Below are 19,949 nucleotides of genomic sequence, written 5' to 3' on the forward strand. Positions count from 1 at the left end.
CGTCACAGGAGGTCCTCCGTTCCGCTTCGCTTCACGTAGACCGTCACGAGAACGAGGATCACGGCCATGAGGATGATCGAGAGGGAGGCTGCGGCGGGGTAGTTGAGCGACACGAGGAAGTTGCTCTCGATGACGTTGCCCATCATCGCCGTGCCGGTGCCGCCCAGGAACTCGCGACTCGCGTTGACGTAGTCGCCCGCCGCGGGGATGAAGGTGAGGAGGACCCCCGCGACGATCCCGGGCATCGAGAGCGGAACCGTCACGGTGCGGAACGTCGTGAAGGGCGACGCGTAGAGGTCGCTCCCCGCCTCGAGATATCGCAGGTCGAGCCGCTCGAGAGCCGCGTACAGCGGGAGGGTCATGAAGGGGATGAAGTTGTAGGTCAGACCGAAGACGACCGCGAAGGGCGTTCCCGTGACGTAGGCGTCGGGGGCGAGCAGTGAGAGCGCTTTCAGGCCTGTGACGATCGGCGATTCATCCGACAGCAGTTGTTTCCACGCGAGGGTGCGCATCAGGAAGCTGATGAAGAACGGCGCGATGACGAGCACGAGCATGAGCTTCTGGAGCAGCGGCCACGGTCTCGCGGTGACCCCGATGAAGTAGGCGAGCGGGTAGCTGAAGAGCAGCGCGAAGACGGTTGCGAGCAGGGCGTAGACGAACGACCGCACGATCTGGGTGCCGTACTGCCCGACGACCGCCGTGTAGTTCTCCCAGCGGAACGCCGACTGATACTGCCCGATGTCGCCGAACTCCGCGGGCGCCTGCAGCGACGTGAGCACGAGGGAGACGAGCGGGACGAGGAAGAACAACAGCAGGTAGAGGATGCCGGGGAGCAACAGTATGAGGGCGACGCGGCTCCGGCGGCGCGGGGCATCCGTCGTGGCTGGCGCGGTGGAGAACGCGGTGAAAGCCACGCTAGGACTCCTCGAGCTCCGACATGAGCGCGCGCCGTTTCTGCACGGCGAGCGAGGCGGTGTCGGTGTCTGCGGCGAAACGGGGCGCGGGAGTGACCTCGTCCTCGAGGCCGAACCCGTGGTCGACATCCCACTCGACCCAGACCTCGGTTCCCTCGACCGTCGGCGGCGCGTAGCCCGTGTTCTGCACGAACACGACCACGGGGTCGAGCCCCGGGATCGCGACGAGGTACTGCGAGCTCACTCCCCCGAACGAGACGTCGATCACCCGACCGGGACCGAGCATGTTGACACCAGACGACGCTGCGGGCTCGTCGACACAGAGACGGAGCTTCTCCGGTCGGACCCCCACCGTGATCGTGCCCGAGTGGCGGTGAGCTCGTGACGTGGGCACCGTCACGCGGTGGCCGTCGACATCCACCGAGATGGATGTCGACGTCGACCCGGCCACCTCACCGCTGAAGAGATTGGACTGCCCGAGGAAGTTGGCGACGAAGGCCGTGCGCGGGAGCTCATAGAGTTCTGACGGGGCGCCGAGTTGCTCGATGCGCCCCTTGTTCATCACGGCCACGGTGTCGGCCATCGTCATGGCCTCCTCCTGGTCGTGCGTCACGTGCAGAAAGGTCAGGCCGACCTCCTCCTGGATGCTCTTGAGCTCGAGCTGCATCTGCCTGCGCAACTTCAGATCGAGTGCCCCGAGCGGCTCGTCGAGCAAGAGCAGGGCCGGCCGGTTGACGATCGCGCGAGCGAGAGCGACGCGCTGCTGCTGCCCTCCCGAGAGTTGTGCGGGCTTGCGCGCGGAGAGGTGGTCGAGTTCGACGAGTCTGAGGGCCTCGTGCGCTTTGTCTCGCGCGTCGCGGATCTTGCGGCGGTGCAACCCGAAGGCCACGTTGTCGATGATGCTCATGTGCGGAAAGAGCGCGTAGCTCTGGAACACGGTGTTGACGGGCCGCTGATAGGGCTTCGTCTCGGTCACGTCGACGCCTCCGATGAGGATGCGACCGCTCGTCGCCTCGTCGAGGCCCGCGACGAGCCGGAGCGTCGTCGTCTTGCCGCACCCCGAGGGGCCGAGGAGGGCGAAGAACGATCCGGCGGGGATGAGCAGATCGAGGTCCTCGATCGCCGTGAAACCCGGGAATCGCTTCTCGATTCCGACGAGCTCGAGGTCGGCCCCCGCCTCGGCGAAAGCACTCCCGACCATCAGGACCCCAGGAGCACGGCCTGGAACGCCGAGTTGAAGTCGCTCTCCTCGGTGCCGTCGAGTCCCCGGAAGATCGAAGCCCGGGCCAAGGTGTCCGCGTCGGGGAAGATGAGTTGGTTCTCGGCGAGTTCGGGGTCGATCGCCGCGGCGGCCTCGCGAGCGCCCTCCACGGGGGTGATGTAGTTGACCCAGGCGGCGACCTCCGCCGCGACCTCGGGCTCGTAGTAGTAGTCGATGAGGTCTTCGGCGTTCGACTTCTTCGACGAGCCGATGGGCACCACGAAGTTGTCGTTCCAGAGCGTTCCTCCCCCCGACGGGATCGCGAACTCCCACTTGTCGCCGGCCTCCGCGTTGATGACCGTGATGTCGCCCGACCAGCAGATCGCCGCGAGAGTGTCTTCGCTCTTGAGGTCTTCGAGATAGGCGTTGCCCTTGATGTTGCGGATCTGCCCGTCGGCGACCTGCTGGGAGAAGACGTCGATGGCATCCATGAACTCGTCGGAGGAGAAGTCCCCGCTGATGTCGACGCCGTTCTCGAGCATGATGAGCCCGATCGTGTCGCGCATCTCCGAGAGCACCCCGACGCGACCGCGCAGCGACGGGTCCCACAGGTCCGAGACCGACTCGAGACCCCCGGGAACTTTCTCCTTGTTCCAGCAGATGCCCGCGAAACCGCCCTGCCACGGCAGTGAGAACTGCCGGCCGGGGTCGAAGTCGGGGTTGCGGAGCGATGCGACGAGGTTGCTCGAGTTCGGGATCCTGTCGAGGTCGAGCTCTTGCACGTATTCCTGCCTGATGAGCCTGTTGACCATCCAGTCGGTCAGACACACGAGGTCGGCGCCGATGTCTTGACCGAGCTGGAGCTGGTCGCGCACTTTGCCGTAGTAGGTGTTGTTGTCGTCGACGGCGATGTCGTACGTCACGGCGATGCCGGTCTCGTCTTGGAAGCGCTCGAGGGTCGGGTAGTCCCCGTTGTCGTCCTCGTCGATGTATGCGGCCCAGTTGGCCCACGCGAGAGTCGGGTCGGTGTCGGAGTCGTCGGTCGCCGCCGTCGGAGCACTCGAGCCGGTCGGCGAGCACGCGGCGAGGGTGAGCGCGGCGGCGCCCACACCGAGACCACCGAGGAGACCGCGACGGCTGAGCTGAGCCCGCTGCGCTCGCACGACGAGTTCGCGGATGACGGGGTCCCGAGGAAGCGGTCTGGTCATGGTCAACACTCCTTCACATGGGGGTGAGTGATTCGGATCGGCGACGATCCGTGTTGACTGATAGTGGCATACCGCTCGCGGCGGAGGTGGGTGCGGATGACCGTATGCGCCATATCGAAACAAAGATTTCACGAAATCCGCTCTGTGGGCGGTGTTCCACCACGGATTCACGCGTCTCGGGCCGGATCCACACCGTCGGGCGGATTGATGCCGTCGACTGGACACGGATCATCCGTCGGCGGGCCCGGGCAATCGCGCGCGACGGGTTCGCCCGCTCTCGTCGATCGACCAGACCCTCCCCCGCGCGCCGTCGAGGGGAGGCGGCGCGACCGTCGAGCGGGCGAGTGAGCGGTACTCGCTCGACGAGCAGTGATCGAAGACGAGGGTCACGCGCCCGCGCATCGCGCTCAAAACCGCTCCCGCGGCGAACCACTGCTCCGGCTCTCCGATGACGATCGAGTGCACTCCCGCGTGCTGCACGTCGATGTCACTTCCGGGGGCGTCCGGGGAGGCCGTGTTCGTCACGCGCGGCGGGCGAGCATCACGCTCTGCTCCGACGACGGACGCGAGGTCGACGACCCTCACCCCCTCGACGCCCGCGAGGCGCCGACTCATCTCGGCCCGGCGCGTCGTCACGACGGCCGTCGTCCGCGCCCGGTCGAAGGCGATCTCGTGCACATGATGGGCGACCGGGACCGCGGGCGGGCCGTCGTGCACGATCTGAACGGCGTGACCTCGCCAGATTCCCCGGCCGGGGTTCGCACGGCCGTCGTAGTCCTCGCTGCGGCCGCCCCACAGCACGTGTTCGTGAGCTGAGCTCGCGCGCAGCAGGAGGGTCGAGCCGCACAGAGCGACGAGAGCGGAGATCGCGGGACTCGCGCGCTGGGCGCCGAGCGCCACGTGGATCGACCACCGCGCCCCCGACCGGATGACGGTCGCGAGTCTGTCGACGAACTCCGCCTCGTGCTCGCGCCCGAAGGATGCGATGAGGGCGTCGAGGTCGTCGACGACGAGGAGCGCGGGGCGCTGTGACCCCTCGGCGATCGCCGCCGCCAGTTCTGACACGACGTCCCACGCCGCCTCGGTGTCGGTCTCGACCCAGAGCCTCTCCCCGGTCACGGGTCGCAGGGCGCGGAGGGCCGTCGTCTTGCCGGAGCGCGCCGAACCGAGCACGAGGAGCGCGCCGTCCACCTCAGCGTGCCAGCGGGCCGCCGGTTGATCCTGTTCCTCCGGCACGTCGAGGAGCCCGATCGTGCTCGACCCGGCCGGCTCGTCGTCGTGACCCGACCCGAGCGCGCGCACCTCGTCGATCGAGATCCGGCCCGGAAGAGGGTCGCACCACGGCCTCCTCGGCCGCGCCGACCCCGGCCAGGCGGCCCGAGCGCGGGCGATGTCCGCGTCGGAGGTCGAGGCGACGTGCACGGTCTCGGGGGGCTCGAGCGCCGCGCTCACGAGTGCGCGGCCCGCGGGTCTGCGGGGCAGGGTCGCCGCATCCGGAGTGCCGACCACCGCCGAGCTGTCTGCCGCGCTCGTCACGCGCAAAGAGATGCGCAGCGAGCAATTGGCCATGATCGCGTCTTTGAGAGAGTGGGCGGGGCGCTGAGTGCAGAGGATGAGGTGGATGCCGAGCGAGCGCCCCCGTGCGGTCAGATCGGTGAACAGGTCGTGCAACTCGACGAAGTCGCGGGCGAGGGCGGCGAACTCGTCGACCGCGATCACGAGTCGGGGAAGGGCCGTCGACGGCGGCACAGCGTCGATCGTCTTCGCCCCGGCGGCGAGCAGGGCTCGCTCCCTCACGTGGACTTCGGCTCGAAGGCTCTCGAGGGCTCTTTTCGCCGCCACCCGATCGAGATCGGTCACGACTCCGACGCAGTGGGGCAACCCGCGCACGGGATCGAACGCCGCGCCGCCCTTGAAGTCCACGAGAAGCACCGTGACGCACGCCGGCGGATAGCTCGTGCACATCGAGACGATCCACGAGACGAGTAGTTCGCTCTTGCCGCTTCCCGTCGTGCCGCCGATCACGGCGTGAGGGCCGTCGTGCACGAGATCGACGATCCAGGGTTGGGGCTGGCCGTGAGGCGTCGACCGCACACCGATGGCGCACGCGAGGGTCGCGGATGCCGCGGTCCCGGAGCCGGTGCCGGTGCCGGTATCGATATCGGCGGGAATCCCCGGCGCCGCGGCGCGAGCGTCCGCGAGTCCCACGACGGTGGGCAGCTCGCGGATCGCGCTCGCGCCGGCCTCGCTCTCCCACCGTGAGCGCAGAGAGCGCGCGAACGCGACGGCTTCGTCGACGCCCACGAGATCGAATGCGACCTCGGTCGGCGCGTCGCCGCCACCACGTGACGGAACCACCACGACACCACGGTCGATCACGGCGCCCCGGTGAGCGCGGCGCGACTCGAGCAGGATCCGGGCGGCAGTCCGCGGCACCCCGGGCGTCGCGTGCCCGGCACCCGGTCGCGGCACGAACACCGCGACGAGGTCCGCTCCCCCGCCGGACTCGCGTGATGACCGCGCCGTTGCCGTCACGGTGATCACCGTCATCGACAGACCCCGAGTCCGTGTGCCTGTCGGCTCGAACGCCACGCGGTGCGGCCCCTCCCGGAGCCAGTCCCACTCCCCCTCGGTGTCGCCCGAGACGGCGATGACGGCGCTCGCGGGATCGACCCGGTGCAGAATCCGCGCGACGATCGCGCGAGCCACCGCCGTCGCGACGATCGGGCGCGCGAGGATCGCGATCCCCGCGCTCGCGTCGACGACGACGGGAGCGCGTTCGAGCGAGCCAGCAGCGCGCCGGAGCTCGTCGATGAGGGGATCGCCGGTCGTTCGGCGGGCGGCACTCGTCTCGATCTTGATGGTCGATCGGATGATCCCCGCACCCACGGAGACGAGCAGCGGCCCCGGCCTCCCGTCATCGAGCGGCGGGGGGCGGAAGTGATCGAGCGGGGGCCACGCGCCGTCATCGTGCCGCTCGCTCGTGACGACGGCGTGAATGGGAGCGTGCTCCGCGAGCAGTCGTGCCCGCTCGGCGTCGTGAGCGCTCTCGATGTGCTCTCGCGCGAGCTCGGACTCGAGAGCGAAGCGCGCGCGGTCCATCCGACGGGCGCGTGCGCTGGACCACCGGGAGTCGGCGAAACTCGCGAGCGCCACGAGAGGCCCGAGGGCGGCGAAGACGAGCGCGAAGGGCGACGAGGTGATCGACCAGATGACGAGCGATCCCGCAACCGGTGCCACCGTCGCGAGGACCGGAAACGTGTACGGCGCGCTCTCGACGACGGGATCGGGGAGCACGACGGTATCGGCGCTCACGACCCCGGTCGTGCGTCGGAGGGCCGGAGACACTCGCGGCTCCGGCGTCGGACCCGGGCGCGCGAGGCGGGAGTGGGGAGAACGCACTCACCCAGTGGAGCGGATGACGCGGTGCATTCCCTTCGAGTCGCGCCAGCCGGCGGAATCCGTCGACAAGCGCGAGGGACGGGAGGGGAGGTCAGCTGACGATGAAGAACTGCTCGCCGATGTCGATGCGCGTGCCGCGTTCGATCCGGTAGCGTTTTCCCGCGTCACAGCGCACGGCGGGGCGCTCGGGTTCCCGCACGACGGACCCGTTTCCGGAGTAGCGGTCGCGGATCCAGACGACACCGGACTCCTGACCGATCTCCAGGTGTGTCTTCGACACCGACCTCGACGGATCGAGCACCCTGACGATGTGGTCGAAGTGCTCGCCCGGCTCGGGGCGCGGGTTGCGGCCGACGAGCGCGGACCCCGTGATCGTCACACTCTCGCCGGTACTGAACTGCAGGATGAGTCTCTCGCCACCACGCCGGGACGACACGATGCGCGTCGCCTCGAGATCGTCGATGTCGTCTCCGTCGTCGCTCGACGGAACGAACGGGGCCGCTACAGGAGCGACGAACGGTCGAGGGGTCGATCGCGAGGGGAGGGAGGGGGGAAGGCGGGGAGGATCGGCGGGCGGTGGGGGCTGGATGAGCGGTGACCCCGCAGAACGTCGACCGGAATCCGCGCGGGGTGCGCGTTCAGGAGCTGGCTCCGGTGCGGGCTCGGGCGCAGGTGTAGGTGCAGGTGACCGCTCGGACCCGGCCGGGTCGACACGATCGCCTGCCGCCGCGCGGTCGTCTGCCGCCACTCGACGCACCCGCAGCTCGCCGGGGTCGATGATCGCCGTGTCTCCCGCGCGGGACGATCCGAGACTCGACGCGCGAACGACATGACCGCACTCACCGCAGAAGATGTCGTGCACCCCGACGGGTTCGCCGCATCGCGAACACGTGTCGCCCGCGGCGGTGGATCCCGCGTCGTCCGGCGGGCTGAGGATGAGCCCCCCGATCGTTCCCCGTTCGGTGGCGACAGGCGGGCGGCCGACAGCGCGGGAATCGGCGGCGCTCACCGAGCGTCCGCACTCCCCGCAGAACAACGCGCCCTCGGGCACCTCGTCACCGCACGCTGCGCACCTCATCTGCTCCGCCTCGGCTCGTCTGTCGTGCGCGCGCCGCGTCGAGAATCGAATGACCGCAGTGACACCGCCGCGGCGAAACGCTCGCGACGGGTGAGCCCCCGATCCAGATCCGCTCGCAATTCGTCCACCGCGCGCCACACCTGATCAGCATCGATTCTACTCGCCCCGGTGGGCGAGAAGACCGCGCGGTCCGCTGCGGCGGCGACGGCGCCCGCCTGTCCCCCGGGCACGACGGCGGCGAGTTCCGACCGCGTCGCCGAGGCCGGAGGGTCGAACCCGTGATCGACGACCGCGTCTTCGAACTCGCGCCACCCCGCGGTCACCGCCTCGACGGGTTCGGCACTGCGGCGGCGCAGAATCCGCCGGCGCACCTTGGCACCCACGATCGCGAGGAACGGAGCCGCGATGATCGCGGCCGCCACGAGCAACCACGCGAGCACCGTGCCGGCGAAAGCGAGCCACGCGAGCACGCCGTCATCCTCCTCGGTGTCGTCGTCGAGGGTGTCGGGAGGCACCTGATCATCGAGCTGATCCTGGTCGTCGACAGGCGGTTGCACGGGTGACTGCGGCCGAGCCACCTGCGTGGGTTCCTCGACCACTTCGTCGGGGATCTCGCGCTCCAGGGGGGTCGGGTCGAGCGTCACCCACCCGTTCTCGGCCGTATCGACCTCGATCCACGCGCTCACGTCGTCGCCCCGCACGACCGTCGTCGCCGACGTCACCTCGGGAACGAATCCCATCACGACGCGCGCCGGGAAGCCGAGTTCGCGGGCCATGAGAGCCGCCGCGACGGCGTACTGCTCTTCGTCGCCCACCATGGGGGTCGCCGTGAACAGCTCGGTCAGTCGATCGGCCGAATGACCCGATCTGCTGAACGGCTCGTCGTCGCCCACCCCGTGGCTGACGTATCCCTCCGCACGAAGCCCGTCGAGCGCCGCCTCGAGGCGGTCGCCCGCGCTCTCGACACCGTCGACGTAGCGGTCGAGCGCCACGGAGAGTTCGTCGGGAAGGGCGGTAGCCCGAGGCAGCGTCGCGGTTCCCGGCGTGAGGTCCGAGACATCCGCGGACTCGGAGCCCTTGGGGACCACGCCGCTGAGCGCGTACCGGTCGCCGTCGTCGAGCTCGGCGAGCGACGCGGCCGTGCCCGAGTTGTCGTTGTAGTAGAACGAGTCACGGAGCGCTCCCGCCCCCGCGCCCGTGAATCTCACGCTCTCGAGTTGCCCGACGGTCGGAACCCAGACGCCCTCGTACGCTCCGATCGTGACCTCGATGTCGACGGGGTCGCCCTCGACTGCCGACTGATCGAACTCGAACGGCACGAGAGAGAAGGTTCCCGAGGCGCTCGCGACGCGATCGCTCCCGACCGAATAGGTGATGCCGTCGTAGCTGTCGAGGGTCGCGATGCGGAGGCGATCACCCTGCTCGAGCCCGTCGACGCTCGCCATCTCGGTCGACGCCGCACCCGGCTCGAGATACCTCCGGAATGCGCTGAGCGGGCTCGGGTAGTCGCGAGGGTCGAACGGTTGCTCGACCGCGGTGCGCACGACCTCGCGTTCCGCCGTCGGCGGCACGGCCGTCGCGGCGGCGACCGACCCTCCGGCCGCGACCGCGATGATCGCGACGGCCGCGAGGAGAGTGCGCATCGGCACGGGGCGCACCGACGCGGCCGAGTTCTCGCCGGATGCCGCGCTCCGGCCGACGATGGACCGGCGCGCGCGTGACCACGTGAGCCAGAGCAGAGTCGCCGCGGTGAGTGCGAGGGCGAGCACGAACGGGAGGAACGCGACGGCCGATCCGAAGGCGATTCCCGTGAGGAAGAGCACGACGGGACCGAGAGCCGCCCACGCAGGCTTCGTCGACCGGAGCGCGACCGACATCGTGATCGTGACGACGAGGAGGGTGAGGAGGAAGACGGGCACGAGGAGGGCTTCGAAACTGCCCACGGGGAGCGTCACCGTGACGAGCTGCTTCCAGCTCGTGGCTGTTCCGACGGCGAGATCGCGCAGACCCTGCAGGGTCGGGAAGACGCCGTAGAGCGCCCGACTCGGCACGGCGAGGGGCACTCCGAGAACGGCGTAGGCTCCGACGACAGCGAGTCCGACGACGTGGGCCGGCAGCCGATAGACGGCGGCCGTGACGGCGATGACGGTCGCGACGACCGTCGTCACGGCGACGACGAGAACGAACTGGAACGACTCGTAGACGGGCCAGAACGCGGTCGCGGCGATCGCGACGCACAGCCACGCGAACGCTGTGGTCGTCGCGATGTAGGCGCGATCGATACCCCGTCGCCGTCTCACGCCGCCGCCGATCTCGAGAGCGATCGCTGCAGGTCGTCGAGGTAGCCGATCGTGAGCACCGTGAGCCCCGCGATCCGGCGCAGTCCGGGGCTCGCCTCGGGGTCGCACACGACCGCGACGACCTCGACGTCGAGAGCGAAGTGCACGGATGCCGCCCGCAGTTCGCCGACGGTCGGCGTCGACCCGCACACGAGGAAGGCGACGGAGATGCCGGGCACCGAGTCAGCGGCGAGGGCCGCCGTGTCGAGCATCCCGAGCGCGGATTCCTCGCGCTCGACCCCGGAGAGCGAGTCGAGGAGTCGTCGGGGGCTCGCCGCGGGGAGGCTCGTGATTCCGAGGACCTTGCGCTTCGCGAACGCGGGGGTCACGTCGCCGACGACGACCGCGACGTCGCGCGCGTCGCGGATGGCGCGGAGTCCGAGTGACGCCGCCGCGCTCACCGCCATCTCGAATTCGCCGACGTCGGCGTAGTCTCCCGTCGACAGGCTCAGCGCGACGACGAGCCTGCTGCGCCGGGTCTGCTCGAACTGCCGCACCATGTGGGTGCCGGTCTTGGCCGTGCTCTTCCAGTGGATGTAGCGGCGCTCGTCTCCGGGCACATACTCGCGCAAGGCGTGGAACGACACATCGCTGTTGGTGAGGTCTCTCGTCGGTTTGCCCTCGAGATCGCGGATGAGGCCGGTGCTCGTGCTCGGAAGCCGCACGGTTCGCGGGTGCACGTAGAGCTCGCGAGCCCCCTCCCACACGATGTCGCGACGCACGAGTCCGAGAGGGTCGGCTCGAACCGAGCGCACGGGACCGATCGAGACGATTCCGCGTCGGGAGCTCGGAACATCGAAGCGGTGCTCGAAACTGCCGCCGCCCGCGATGCTCGGAGTCGCGACGGCGACGACGCCGTCGCCCACGGGGATCTCTATCTGTGTGCCGAGCACCCGTCGCGACGCGGGGTTGCGCACGACGATCGTGCCCGCCGCGGGATCACCGACGACGACGTGGTCGATCGGCGTCTCGATCTCGATCGTGACGGTCGTGCGACCGATGAGGTAGATCGTCGCGACCGCGAGCAGGATGACGCTCGCGAACCCGATGACGACGAGCTCGAGCCACCCGAGCGCGTATCCGGCGAGGAGGGCGAGCGGGGCCACGACGGCCATCGCCCATCCGAGGGGTGTCACGACATCCGCGATGCCGTGGGCGGCGCGACCCAGGGCGGTGCGTGTCGCGCGAGCCGATCGCACGAGCGCGACGACGATGTCGGCGAGGAGCCCGGTGCGGTCACCGACGATGCGCGATCGCGCATTCGTGAGTCCGGCGGCGCCCCCCGGGGTCGCTGTCGCGCCGTCGACGCGAGAGCGGGTGAGGGGGGCCGGGAGTGCGCTGTCGTCGGCGCGTCGCTGCTCGGTGATGCCCTTCGGCGTCACACCGCTTGCCGATCGCTCGGCGGAGGGGTCTCGAGGAGCAACTGACTCACGATGCTCGCGGTCGTGACCCCGTCGAACTCCGCCTCGGCGTCGAGCACGAGGCGGTGGGCGAGCACCGGTTCGGCGAGCACCTTGATGTCGTCGGGAACGACGTAGTGTCGCCCCGACGCCGCCGCGAGGGTCTTGGCCGTGCGGATGAGCGCGAGCGCACCACGCACCGAGACGCCCAGCCGCACCTCGACGGCGCCCCGACTCGCTTCGACGAGGCGCGAGACGTAGTCGTTGATCGACGGGTCGACGTGCACCGTGCGCGCGAGGGCGGCCATGCTCGTGATGGTCTCCGAGGTCGCGACGGCGGGCACGACGGTGTCGTGGGCGCGAGCGCCTGCCCCCTCGAGGATGCGGATGGTCGACGCGTGATCCGGGTAACCGATCGAGGTCTTCATGATGAAGCGGTCGAGTTGTGCCTCGGGCAGACGGTAGGTGCCCGCTTGCTCGATGGGGTTCTGGGTTGCGATCACCATGAAGGGCGATCCGACGTCGTGGGTGACGCCGTCGACCGTGATCCGCCCCTCCTCCATGACTTCGAGGAGCGCGGACTGGGTCTTCGGGCTCGCCCTGTTGATCTCGTCCGCGAGCACGATGTCGGCGAAGATCGGTCCGCGGTGGAAGTCGAACGACCCCGAGCGCTGGTCGTAGATGCTCACTCCCGTGATGTCTCCGGGGAGCAGATCGGGGGTGAACTGGATGCGACTGTTGACGCCAGCGACGGTCTGCGCCATCGCCCGCGCGAGCGACGTCTTGCCGGTTCCGGGAAAGTCCTCGAGGAGGAGGTGGCCCTCGGAGAGCAGGGCGGTGAACGACAACCGCACGACGAGAGTCTTGCCGAGCAGCACCGACTCGACGTTGGAGACGAGTCTCGTGAAATTCGCTGCGAACCAACCCGCTTGTTCGGGAGTCATCGTCATGAGGCCGTCTTTCGTCGTTCGTCAGGTGCTGTCTTCATCGTCACTGTCGCTGTCGCTGTCGTCATCGGCACTCCGCTTCGTCGTGTCCCTCGTCGCGGAAGCTCTCGCCGCCGTCCACGGTCACGACGGCCTGCACTCGTGCCCGGGTGACCCCGGTTCCGAGGAGCGCCGGATCGGGCACGATGGCACTCGCGTCCGTCGACTCGACCCATGCGCTCCAGTCGCCCAATACTCCCCCGTCGTTGAACTGATAGAGGTAGCGCACCGCCGGGCTCCCCGCGTTCCGGGGGGCCGACGCGGTCGGCGTGCTGCCGGGGCTGCACGAGACGAGGGAGGCACGAGCGTTGATCGGGGTCAGGGTCTCCCCGCTCGAGGGCGCGCCGCAGAAATCGGCGCTGCTGTCACGGCACCCGCGGAACTCCACCGTCTGCGGTGCGCCGTAGACACTCGCGTTCGCGGCCGATGTCAGGAAGCTGCCGGCGCTCACCGACGTCCACGGTCCGCCGCCCACTCGAGCCTCGAAGCGCGCCGTGATGCCCGTCCCGCCCGTGAGTCCGTCGACGCGGATGTCGAGCTGGCCCGCTCCCGGGGTTCCCCCGTTGGCCGCGAGGGCCACCGAAGCGCTCGGGGCGCCCGGAGCGACCTTGCTCTCAACCGCGCCGGAGACCGTCGGCGTGCAGAACAGCCCGTTGTCGGCGTACACGACGTAGACGTATCTCGAACCGTCCCGAGCCGCCGAGTCGACCCAGCCGGACGCCACTCCCGCAGCACCCGAAGCGACCCCGGGGTGGTCCGCTCCCGAGGCACACGAGCTCGGAACGGTCTGATCCGGGGCGAACTGCCCGACGGAGTAGTCCACTCCCGGGGCCCCGTTCGGCGAACTCGAGCCCCACGTGACCCGGATATCGCCGGAGCGGCCCGTGAGGACAGCCGACACCCCGCCGGTCGTCTGCGACGGCGGACCGACGGTCGTGACCGGGGCCGAGGAGGTGCGGCGCCAGTCGGCGTCGCTGATCACTTGCGCCCGGTTGAAGGCGTAGACGGTCGCGACGTATTGCGTGTTCGCCGCGAAGGAGCGATCGCCGCTCGTCGTGATCGACGTCGTCCCTCGCGACGCGGTCGTCGTGTAGTCGACTCCCGGCCCGGTGACGCGCACGGTGTAGCCGTCGACATCCGTTCCCCTGCTCGGTCGCGGCACGGCGGACCAGGAGATCTGCAGCGCCCCACCCGACGGGTTCGACGCTGACGGTCGAGCGGTCACCGACGTCGGCGCAGCGGGGAGGTAGTCGGCCGCGAGGAGCTCGCTCGCGGGGCTCGACTCCGATTCGCCGATCGCGTTCCTCGCGACGACCGTGAAGGAGTAGCGCGCGCCGGGCTCGAGGTCGGTCAGCACGCACCGGAGCGCCGTTCCGCAGTCTCGCGAGTAGCCGCCGTTGCTCGAACTGCGCACCTCGTATCCCGCGATGGGCGAGTTGTTCGATTGCGGCGCCGTGAGTCGCAGGGTCAATTGGCCCTCTTCGTAGCCGCCGTCGGCCCGCGTCGGCGCGACGGGGGCGTCGGGGACATCCTGAACCGAGATCCGCACCCGCCCGAAGACGTACCGGCTCTCGTCTCCCGTGACGTCGGCGACCTCGTACTGCAGGTTCGTATCGATCGGTGCCGCGGCGTCATCGACGGTGACCGAGAGACGGCTGTTGTCCGCGCTCGGAGTCACTCGCACGCCGTCGGGCAGCGCCGCACCCGACAGGCCGCGGATCGAGACGACGCGTAGGGGCTCCCCCGGGAAGGGGTTGGTCGCGGAGTCGTTCGCGAGAACGTCGACGACCGTCGTGCGGCCCCGCGGTGCGACGACCGAATCGGATGCGGGTTGCGCAAGGGGCCGCGTCGATCTCACGACGGCGAGCTCGATGCGCCCCGACCGCCCCTCCGAGACCTCGTCGCGCACGCCGACCGCGAGCGACGCTCGCGAACCCGTGCGGGCGTCGGCATCCGCGGTGATCTCGAGGCTCGACCCGGTGATCCGGAAGTCGAAGCCCTCGGGCGGCGCCGAGACGACGGAGTAGGCGAGTTCGTCTGTGTCGTCGGGGTAGGGGTAGGTCGTGAGCCTCACGAGGTCGAACGAGCGCGATTCGCCGGGTTCGAACTCGAGACTCGCTCCCGCGAATACCGGCGGCTGGTTCTCGCGCGGAGTCACGGTGATAGGCAACACGATCGTCGCCTCGCGACCGTCGGGATCGTCGGCGTCCTCGCCGTCGGTCACCTGGAACGAGATCGAGGCGGGGCCGAAGAAGGTGTCCTCCGAGGTGAACCGCAGGGTCGTGCCGTCGACGACGAGCTCGGCACCGTCGGCGTTCGTCGCCTGCACGGATGCCGCGTCGACGAGCCGCACCTCGCGACCCCCCGCCGCGATGACGTGGTCGTTGATGTCGATCTCGATCGTCTCCTCGCTCACGACCGAGAGGGCGGACGCCGTGCGATCGAGCTGGGGAAGCGAGTCGTCGAGCCCGGGAACCCGAACGAAGGCGTAGGCGACGATCGTCGGGTCGTCGGGGTTCGCGACCGCGAAGGGGATGATCTGGCGCTCGTCGGCCACCTCGACGGTGATGCGGTCCCCGTCGGTCACGACGGCGTTCTGCTCGAACCCCGGGAGGAGTGAGACCTCGAGCGACCGGACACTGCCGTCGGCGAAGAACACGTTGCGCAACACATCCACCGTCACCTCGTCGCGATCGAGGATGTCGGACAGACCGAGCACGGTGTCGCTCGCGACGGGGTACGACGGCGGGGCGTCGGGGTCGACGACGACGGTGATGAAGTTCGACTCCGAACCGCCGAGCTCGTTCTGGGCCGTGTAGACGAGCCCGTAGCGCCCCGGTTCCTCCGGCGGGGTCACGACGACGACGTCACCGTCGATCTCCGCGACGATGTCGTCGGTGTTGGCCTCGACCGCGGCGACGCTCAGAACACCGCCGTCGGGATCGAAGTCGTTCTCGAGGGGGCGGATCGACACGGTCTTACCCGGGGCGATCGTCACTTCGTCCTCCACGGTCACGGGGTTGCGCACCGTGTCGGTCGCCGGGCTGATGCCGATGCGCACGGTTCCCGTCGCGCGAGCACCGAGGGCGTCGATGACCGTGTAGCTGAACTGATCCGTTCCCGCCGAATACTCGCCCGCTAGGTATTCGATGTAGTCGGGCCCGACATCGGTGACCGAGCCCTTCTCGGGGCTCGACTCCTGGCCGAGCAATTGCACGGAGTCGCCGTCGGGATCGATTCCCGCGAGGGGGATGCGCGCCCGCACGGTCTCGCCCGCAGAGACCCGCGCGACGACACGCGAGGGTGTCGGCGCCTCGTTGGTCGACACGACGACCTCGCGCACCGAGATCGCCACTTCCGCTTGAGCCACTTGCCCGTCGGGACCGGCGACCTCGTAGACGACGGTGAAGTTGCCGGTGTCCCCGGGGGCGAGGTATCTCAGCACGCTCCCCGACGCGAAGACGAGTCCCGACTCGCGCGGCAGATCGGTCACGAGCATCGGGTTGAGGGTGAGCTCCTCGTCGTCGGGGTGCTGGTCGTTCGCGAGAACCGGGATGTCGACGACGTCGCCGACCCGAACCGTGATGCTGTCGTCTGCTGCGATGGGGGGCTGGAAGCGCTCGGGGGCGGGGATCTCGACGACCGTGATGGTGCCGTCGGCGCTCGCGAGGCCGTTGGTGATGCTGTAGCCGAGCGTCACGGGGCCGTCGTCGAGAGGCGCCGTGAGGGTCACGCGAACATCGCGCTGATCGATGACCGACGCCGCGACACCGGTCCCCGGTCCGCCACCCGAGGTCTCCGTCACGAGGAGCACACCCCCCGCGGGGTCGATGTCGGTCGAGGCCACCGGGAGCGTGGCGCTTTCGAGGGTCCGCACGAAGACGGTCTTGGGAATCGTGATGGGCGTCGAACCGGCGTCGGGAGGCGCTTGCACGTCGACGCGCACCGTGCCCGTCGCCGTCTCGTCACCATCGGTCACGACGTAGTCGACGATGTGCGAGCGCACTTGCTCGCTCGTGAAGGTGAACGAGCCCGAGTTCGTGGACAGGTCGACCGTCGACCCCGACTTCTCGGGAACACTGCTCAGTCGGAGCTGCCCCGTGCCTCCCCGCACGTGGGCGAGTGGACGGATGCGGAGCTCCTGCCCCGCGTAGGCGACCACCGCGAACGGATCCGCGACGATCGGCACGTCACCGCGATCGCGCACCGTGAGCGCGATCGAACCCGACCCCACATCGGTGCCGTCGGTCACCGAGAGGCCGACGGTCCGCGAGGATCCGGATGCCCCACCCTCCTGGATGACGACGGTTCCCTCGGGCTTGAACGAGACGAGGTCGGGTGCCGCGGTCGTCGCGCCGGCGAGATAGAAGGTGTCGCCGTCGGGATCGACCCAGTCACCGAGCACCGCTCGCGTCACACTCGCGCCGCTCGCGACCGACGCGGTCGTCGAGCGCACTTGCTCCGGGGCACCGTTCTCCTCGGGCGACCTCACGGTCACGGTGACCGTCGCGGTCGCCGTGCCTCCGCGACCGTCGGAGATCGTGTAGCCGAACGTCGCCGATCCTGTCGCGGTGCTCTCGAGGGTGATCTGCAGGCGTTGCCTGTCGTTGATGACGTCGACCCTGCCCAGTTCGGGATCGAGCGGGTCGACGGCGTCGATCACGAGCACGTCGCCATTGGGGTCGTAGTCGTTGAGAAGCACGGGCAGAACGCTCGCGCGGCCCGGGCGCGCTCCGAACTCGTCGTCCACGGCGACGGGCGCGACCTGCTCCGTCTCGAACTCCGGCGGCACCTCGTCGTCGTTCTCCTCGACCTCCCGGTCGTCGGTCGGATCCGCGATGAGCTCGGCCCAGTTGTCGATGAGCTCGCCCGACGACTGCACCGCCCACGACGCCCCGCCCTGAGGGTCGTTCAGAACGAGATGCCGCCCGTTCTCGACGAAGGCGAGAGACGTCGACCCGCTCGGAACCGATGCGAGCGCGAACTCTTCGGCGCCGTCGCCGCAGTCCCGCCACAGCGAGCCGTCGGTCCACGCGGCGAATCGGCATCCGTTCGAGACGACGGGGACGACGGCCGCGCCGGCTCTGTCCTCGACGAGTTGTACAGGGTCACCTCCCGAGAGGGGGATCGAGATCAGCCCCCCGTCGAAGCCCACGAGCACCGCGGAACCCGTCGAGCTCGCGTTCTGCACCACGGCCGTGCCCTCGCCGACGAGCGGCTCGAGGTCGACCTCGCCCGATTCGAGAAGCATCGTGTTCGAGTTCGCGTCGAGGAGGGCCCAGCGGTCGCCCACGGTCGTGAGGGAAAGCTCGCTCGAGGCGTCACCGAAGTCGGCGTCCCACGTCTGCTCGACAGCATCCGTCTCGCCCGCGTCGAGCGTGTAGACCTCGCGCGCGTCGCTCGAGAAAGCCGCGAGGGTGCCGTCGGTCTCGAGTGACACGAGGGAATCGGCGCCGAGACTGAGGTCGGGCTCGACCTCGCTGTCGAAGGAGGCGAGATCGGCGATCGAGCGGATCCACACGCCTCCCGTGGGCGGACTGTGGATGACGATGGTGTCGCCCTCGAGCAGAACCTCGGGTGCTTGCGGCGGCAGCGGAATGCTCTCGACGATCTCGGCGCTCGCGGGGTCGATGATCCCGAGCGTCGCGTTGGCCCCGTCGGCGACGAGCACCGTCGCTCCCGACTGCAGCACATCGAGCTGGTTGCCCGGTGTCTCGACGACGGTGTCGAGCGCCGCGATCTGGGTGTTGGCCCGGCCCACCACGCTCTCGCCCCCGTTCGCGACCCACACCGAGCCGTCGCCGAGGTCGAAGCGCTGGGCCTCGTATCCGTCGGAGACCACGGCGAGGGTACCGACGAGAGCCGCGATGACGACTCCGCTCGCGACCGTCCACCCGAGCGACCTGCTCATGGCGGGTCGCCGCCTATCCATGTTCGCGCCGCACTAGCTGAGGTCCACGCATTTCTCGGCGCTCTCTTCGCCGTTCTTCCCGTCGCGATTGACGGCGACGACGATGCACACGCGGTCTTCGCCCATCGACGCGACCGTGAAGCGCGGGCTCGACTGGATGCTCGACGTCTGATCGGACGTCGTGATCTGGTAGCTGTCCGACGGGCGGAGCCCCGGGTCGTCCCATGAGAACTCGACGGATGTCGCCGTCGTCACCGCAGCGATGTCGGTCACGCGCGGGATGTCGTCCGACGCCGAATCGAGGAGGGTCGCCGTCGTGACTCCGCCGACCGCGAGAACCGCGACGACGACGGCGACGATCGCCCAGGTCACGGAACGAACGCCTGTGCGCCCGAGGCCGGTCTTCGTCGCGGTGCTCCGCGAGGCGGGTCCCGAGACCATCGAGGTGTCGGGGTTCGACTCGACGGCGATGCCTCCGCGCGCGGCAGCGCGACGTCGAGCGCGTCGGTCGGACGCCGCGGGAACGGATGTCGCGGCCGCGCGGATGAGCGTGCGGTCTTCCGAATCGGTGACGGTCGTGAGGGCCCAGTCGTCGACGGCGACCTCGACCGCGGTCTGGTTCACGCCGAGTTCCATCTCGACCGCTTGAAGCTCGCGCACGATCTCGATCATCGCACCGGGGCGGTCTTCGGGGCGTCGCGACATCGCACGGTGCAGCACTCGCTCGAGACTCGCGGGCACATCCGGTCGACCGATCGGGGGCACCTTCGCTTTCGCGACCCGCGCCATGAGGTCCGCGGACTTGTTCGACCCACCCGCGACCTCGAAGGGAGAGCGTCCGGCGAGCAGCGAATAGACCGTCGCACCGAACGACCAGACCTCGCTCGCGATCGTGCCCGCGGTGTCGTCGCGCAAGACCTCGGGGGCCGACCAGGGGATCGACATGCCGATCGCCTCGACCGTGTCGGACTCCCCGAGGGTCGTCGCGATCCCGAAGTCGGAGAGCACGGGGTGGCCGTACGCGGTGGTCAGGATGTTGGACGGCTTGATGTCGCGATGAAGCACGCCCGCGCGGTGCGCCGTCTCGATCGCGCTCCCGACCTTGATGGCGATGCGGAGCACCTCGGGCACGGGGATGGGCTGCTTGCGATAGCGCTCCGTGAGCGACGACGAGCAGAACTCCATCACGAGGTAGGGGCGTCCGTCGGACGACACACTCGCGTGATAGACCGTGAGGATCGAGGGATGCGCGCTCAATTGCGCCATGACGTTGGCTTCGGCCTTGAACATGTCCCGCACGTGGTCGTCGACCACTTCGCTCAGCATGACCTTCACCGCGACCTGACGCCTCGGCATGTTCTGCTCGTAGAGGAACACGTCGGCGAACCCTCCCGAACCGAGGAGGTGCACGTGTGTGAAGCCCGGGAGGACCGGGGGCGTCGACGGCAGACGTCTGGCCATTACGCCCCTCCGCCTCGTGTTGCGTCGGCGCACCACGACGATCGTCGCG

General features: G+C 69.3%; 10 protein-coding genes. All 10 read right to left on the reverse strand.

What is annotated here, in order from left to right:
* Positions 1-2 precede the first annotated feature (2 nt).
* Positions 3-914, reverse strand: a complete 912-nt coding sequence (locus tag ACLHG5_RS05845; protein ID WP_411318096.1) for an ABC transporter permease — start codon at positions 912-914, stop codon at positions 3-5.
* Position 915: 1 nt separating this feature from the next.
* Entirely contained in the window at positions 916-2,115 is a 1,200-nt protein-coding gene (locus tag ACLHG5_RS05850) for an ABC transporter ATP-binding protein (RefSeq protein WP_411318097.1), read from the reverse strand.
* Positions 2,115-3,323: an ABC transporter substrate-binding protein gene (locus ACLHG5_RS05855; RefSeq protein ID WP_411318098.1), complete on the reverse strand. Its 1,209-nt coding sequence runs from the start codon at positions 3,321-3,323 to the stop codon at positions 2,115-2,117. Before ACLHG5_RS05855 ends, ACLHG5_RS05850 begins: the two co-directional genes overlap by 1 nt.
* Before the next feature lie 228 nt (positions 3,324-3,551).
* Entirely contained in the window at positions 3,552-6,671 is a 3,120-nt protein-coding gene (locus tag ACLHG5_RS05860; RefSeq protein WP_411318099.1) for an FtsK/SpoIIIE domain-containing protein, read from the reverse strand.
* Between the two features lie 145 nt (positions 6,672-6,816).
* Positions 6,817-7,803: a double zinc ribbon domain-containing protein gene (locus ACLHG5_RS05865; RefSeq protein WP_411318100.1), complete on the reverse strand. Its 987-nt coding sequence runs from the start codon at positions 7,801-7,803 to the stop codon at positions 6,817-6,819.
* Positions 7,800-10,103: a transglutaminaseTgpA domain-containing protein gene (locus ACLHG5_RS05870; RefSeq protein ID WP_411318101.1), complete on the reverse strand. Its 2,304-nt coding sequence runs from the start codon at positions 10,101-10,103 to the stop codon at positions 7,800-7,802. Before ACLHG5_RS05870 ends, ACLHG5_RS05865 begins: the two co-directional genes overlap by 4 nt.
* Positions 10,100-11,524: a DUF58 domain-containing protein gene (locus ACLHG5_RS05875; protein WP_411318102.1), complete on the reverse strand. Its 1,425-nt coding sequence runs from the start codon at positions 11,522-11,524 to the stop codon at positions 10,100-10,102. Before ACLHG5_RS05875 ends, ACLHG5_RS05870 begins: the two co-directional genes overlap by 4 nt.
* Positions 11,521-12,492, reverse strand: a complete 972-nt coding sequence (locus tag ACLHG5_RS05880) for an AAA family ATPase (protein ID WP_411318103.1) — start codon at positions 12,490-12,492, stop codon at positions 11,521-11,523. The genes ACLHG5_RS05875 and ACLHG5_RS05880 overlap by 4 nt, the downstream gene beginning before the upstream one ends.
* Positions 12,493-12,553: 61 nt before the next feature.
* Entirely contained in the window at positions 12,554-18,439 is a 5,886-nt protein-coding gene (locus ACLHG5_RS05885) for an Ig-like domain-containing protein (protein WP_411318104.1), read from the reverse strand.
* Positions 18,440-18,472: 33 nt separating this feature from the next.
* On the reverse strand, positions 18,473-19,900 hold the full coding sequence (locus ACLHG5_RS05890) for a serine/threonine-protein kinase (RefSeq protein ID WP_411318105.1): 1,428 nt from the start codon (positions 19,898-19,900) through the stop codon (positions 18,473-18,475).
* Positions 19,901-19,949: the final 49 nt, after the last annotated feature.

This window comes from Marisediminicola sp. LYQ85, assembly GCF_046600695.1.
Taxonomy (GTDB): Bacteria; Actinomycetota; Actinomycetes; order Actinomycetales; family Microbacteriaceae; genus Marisediminicola.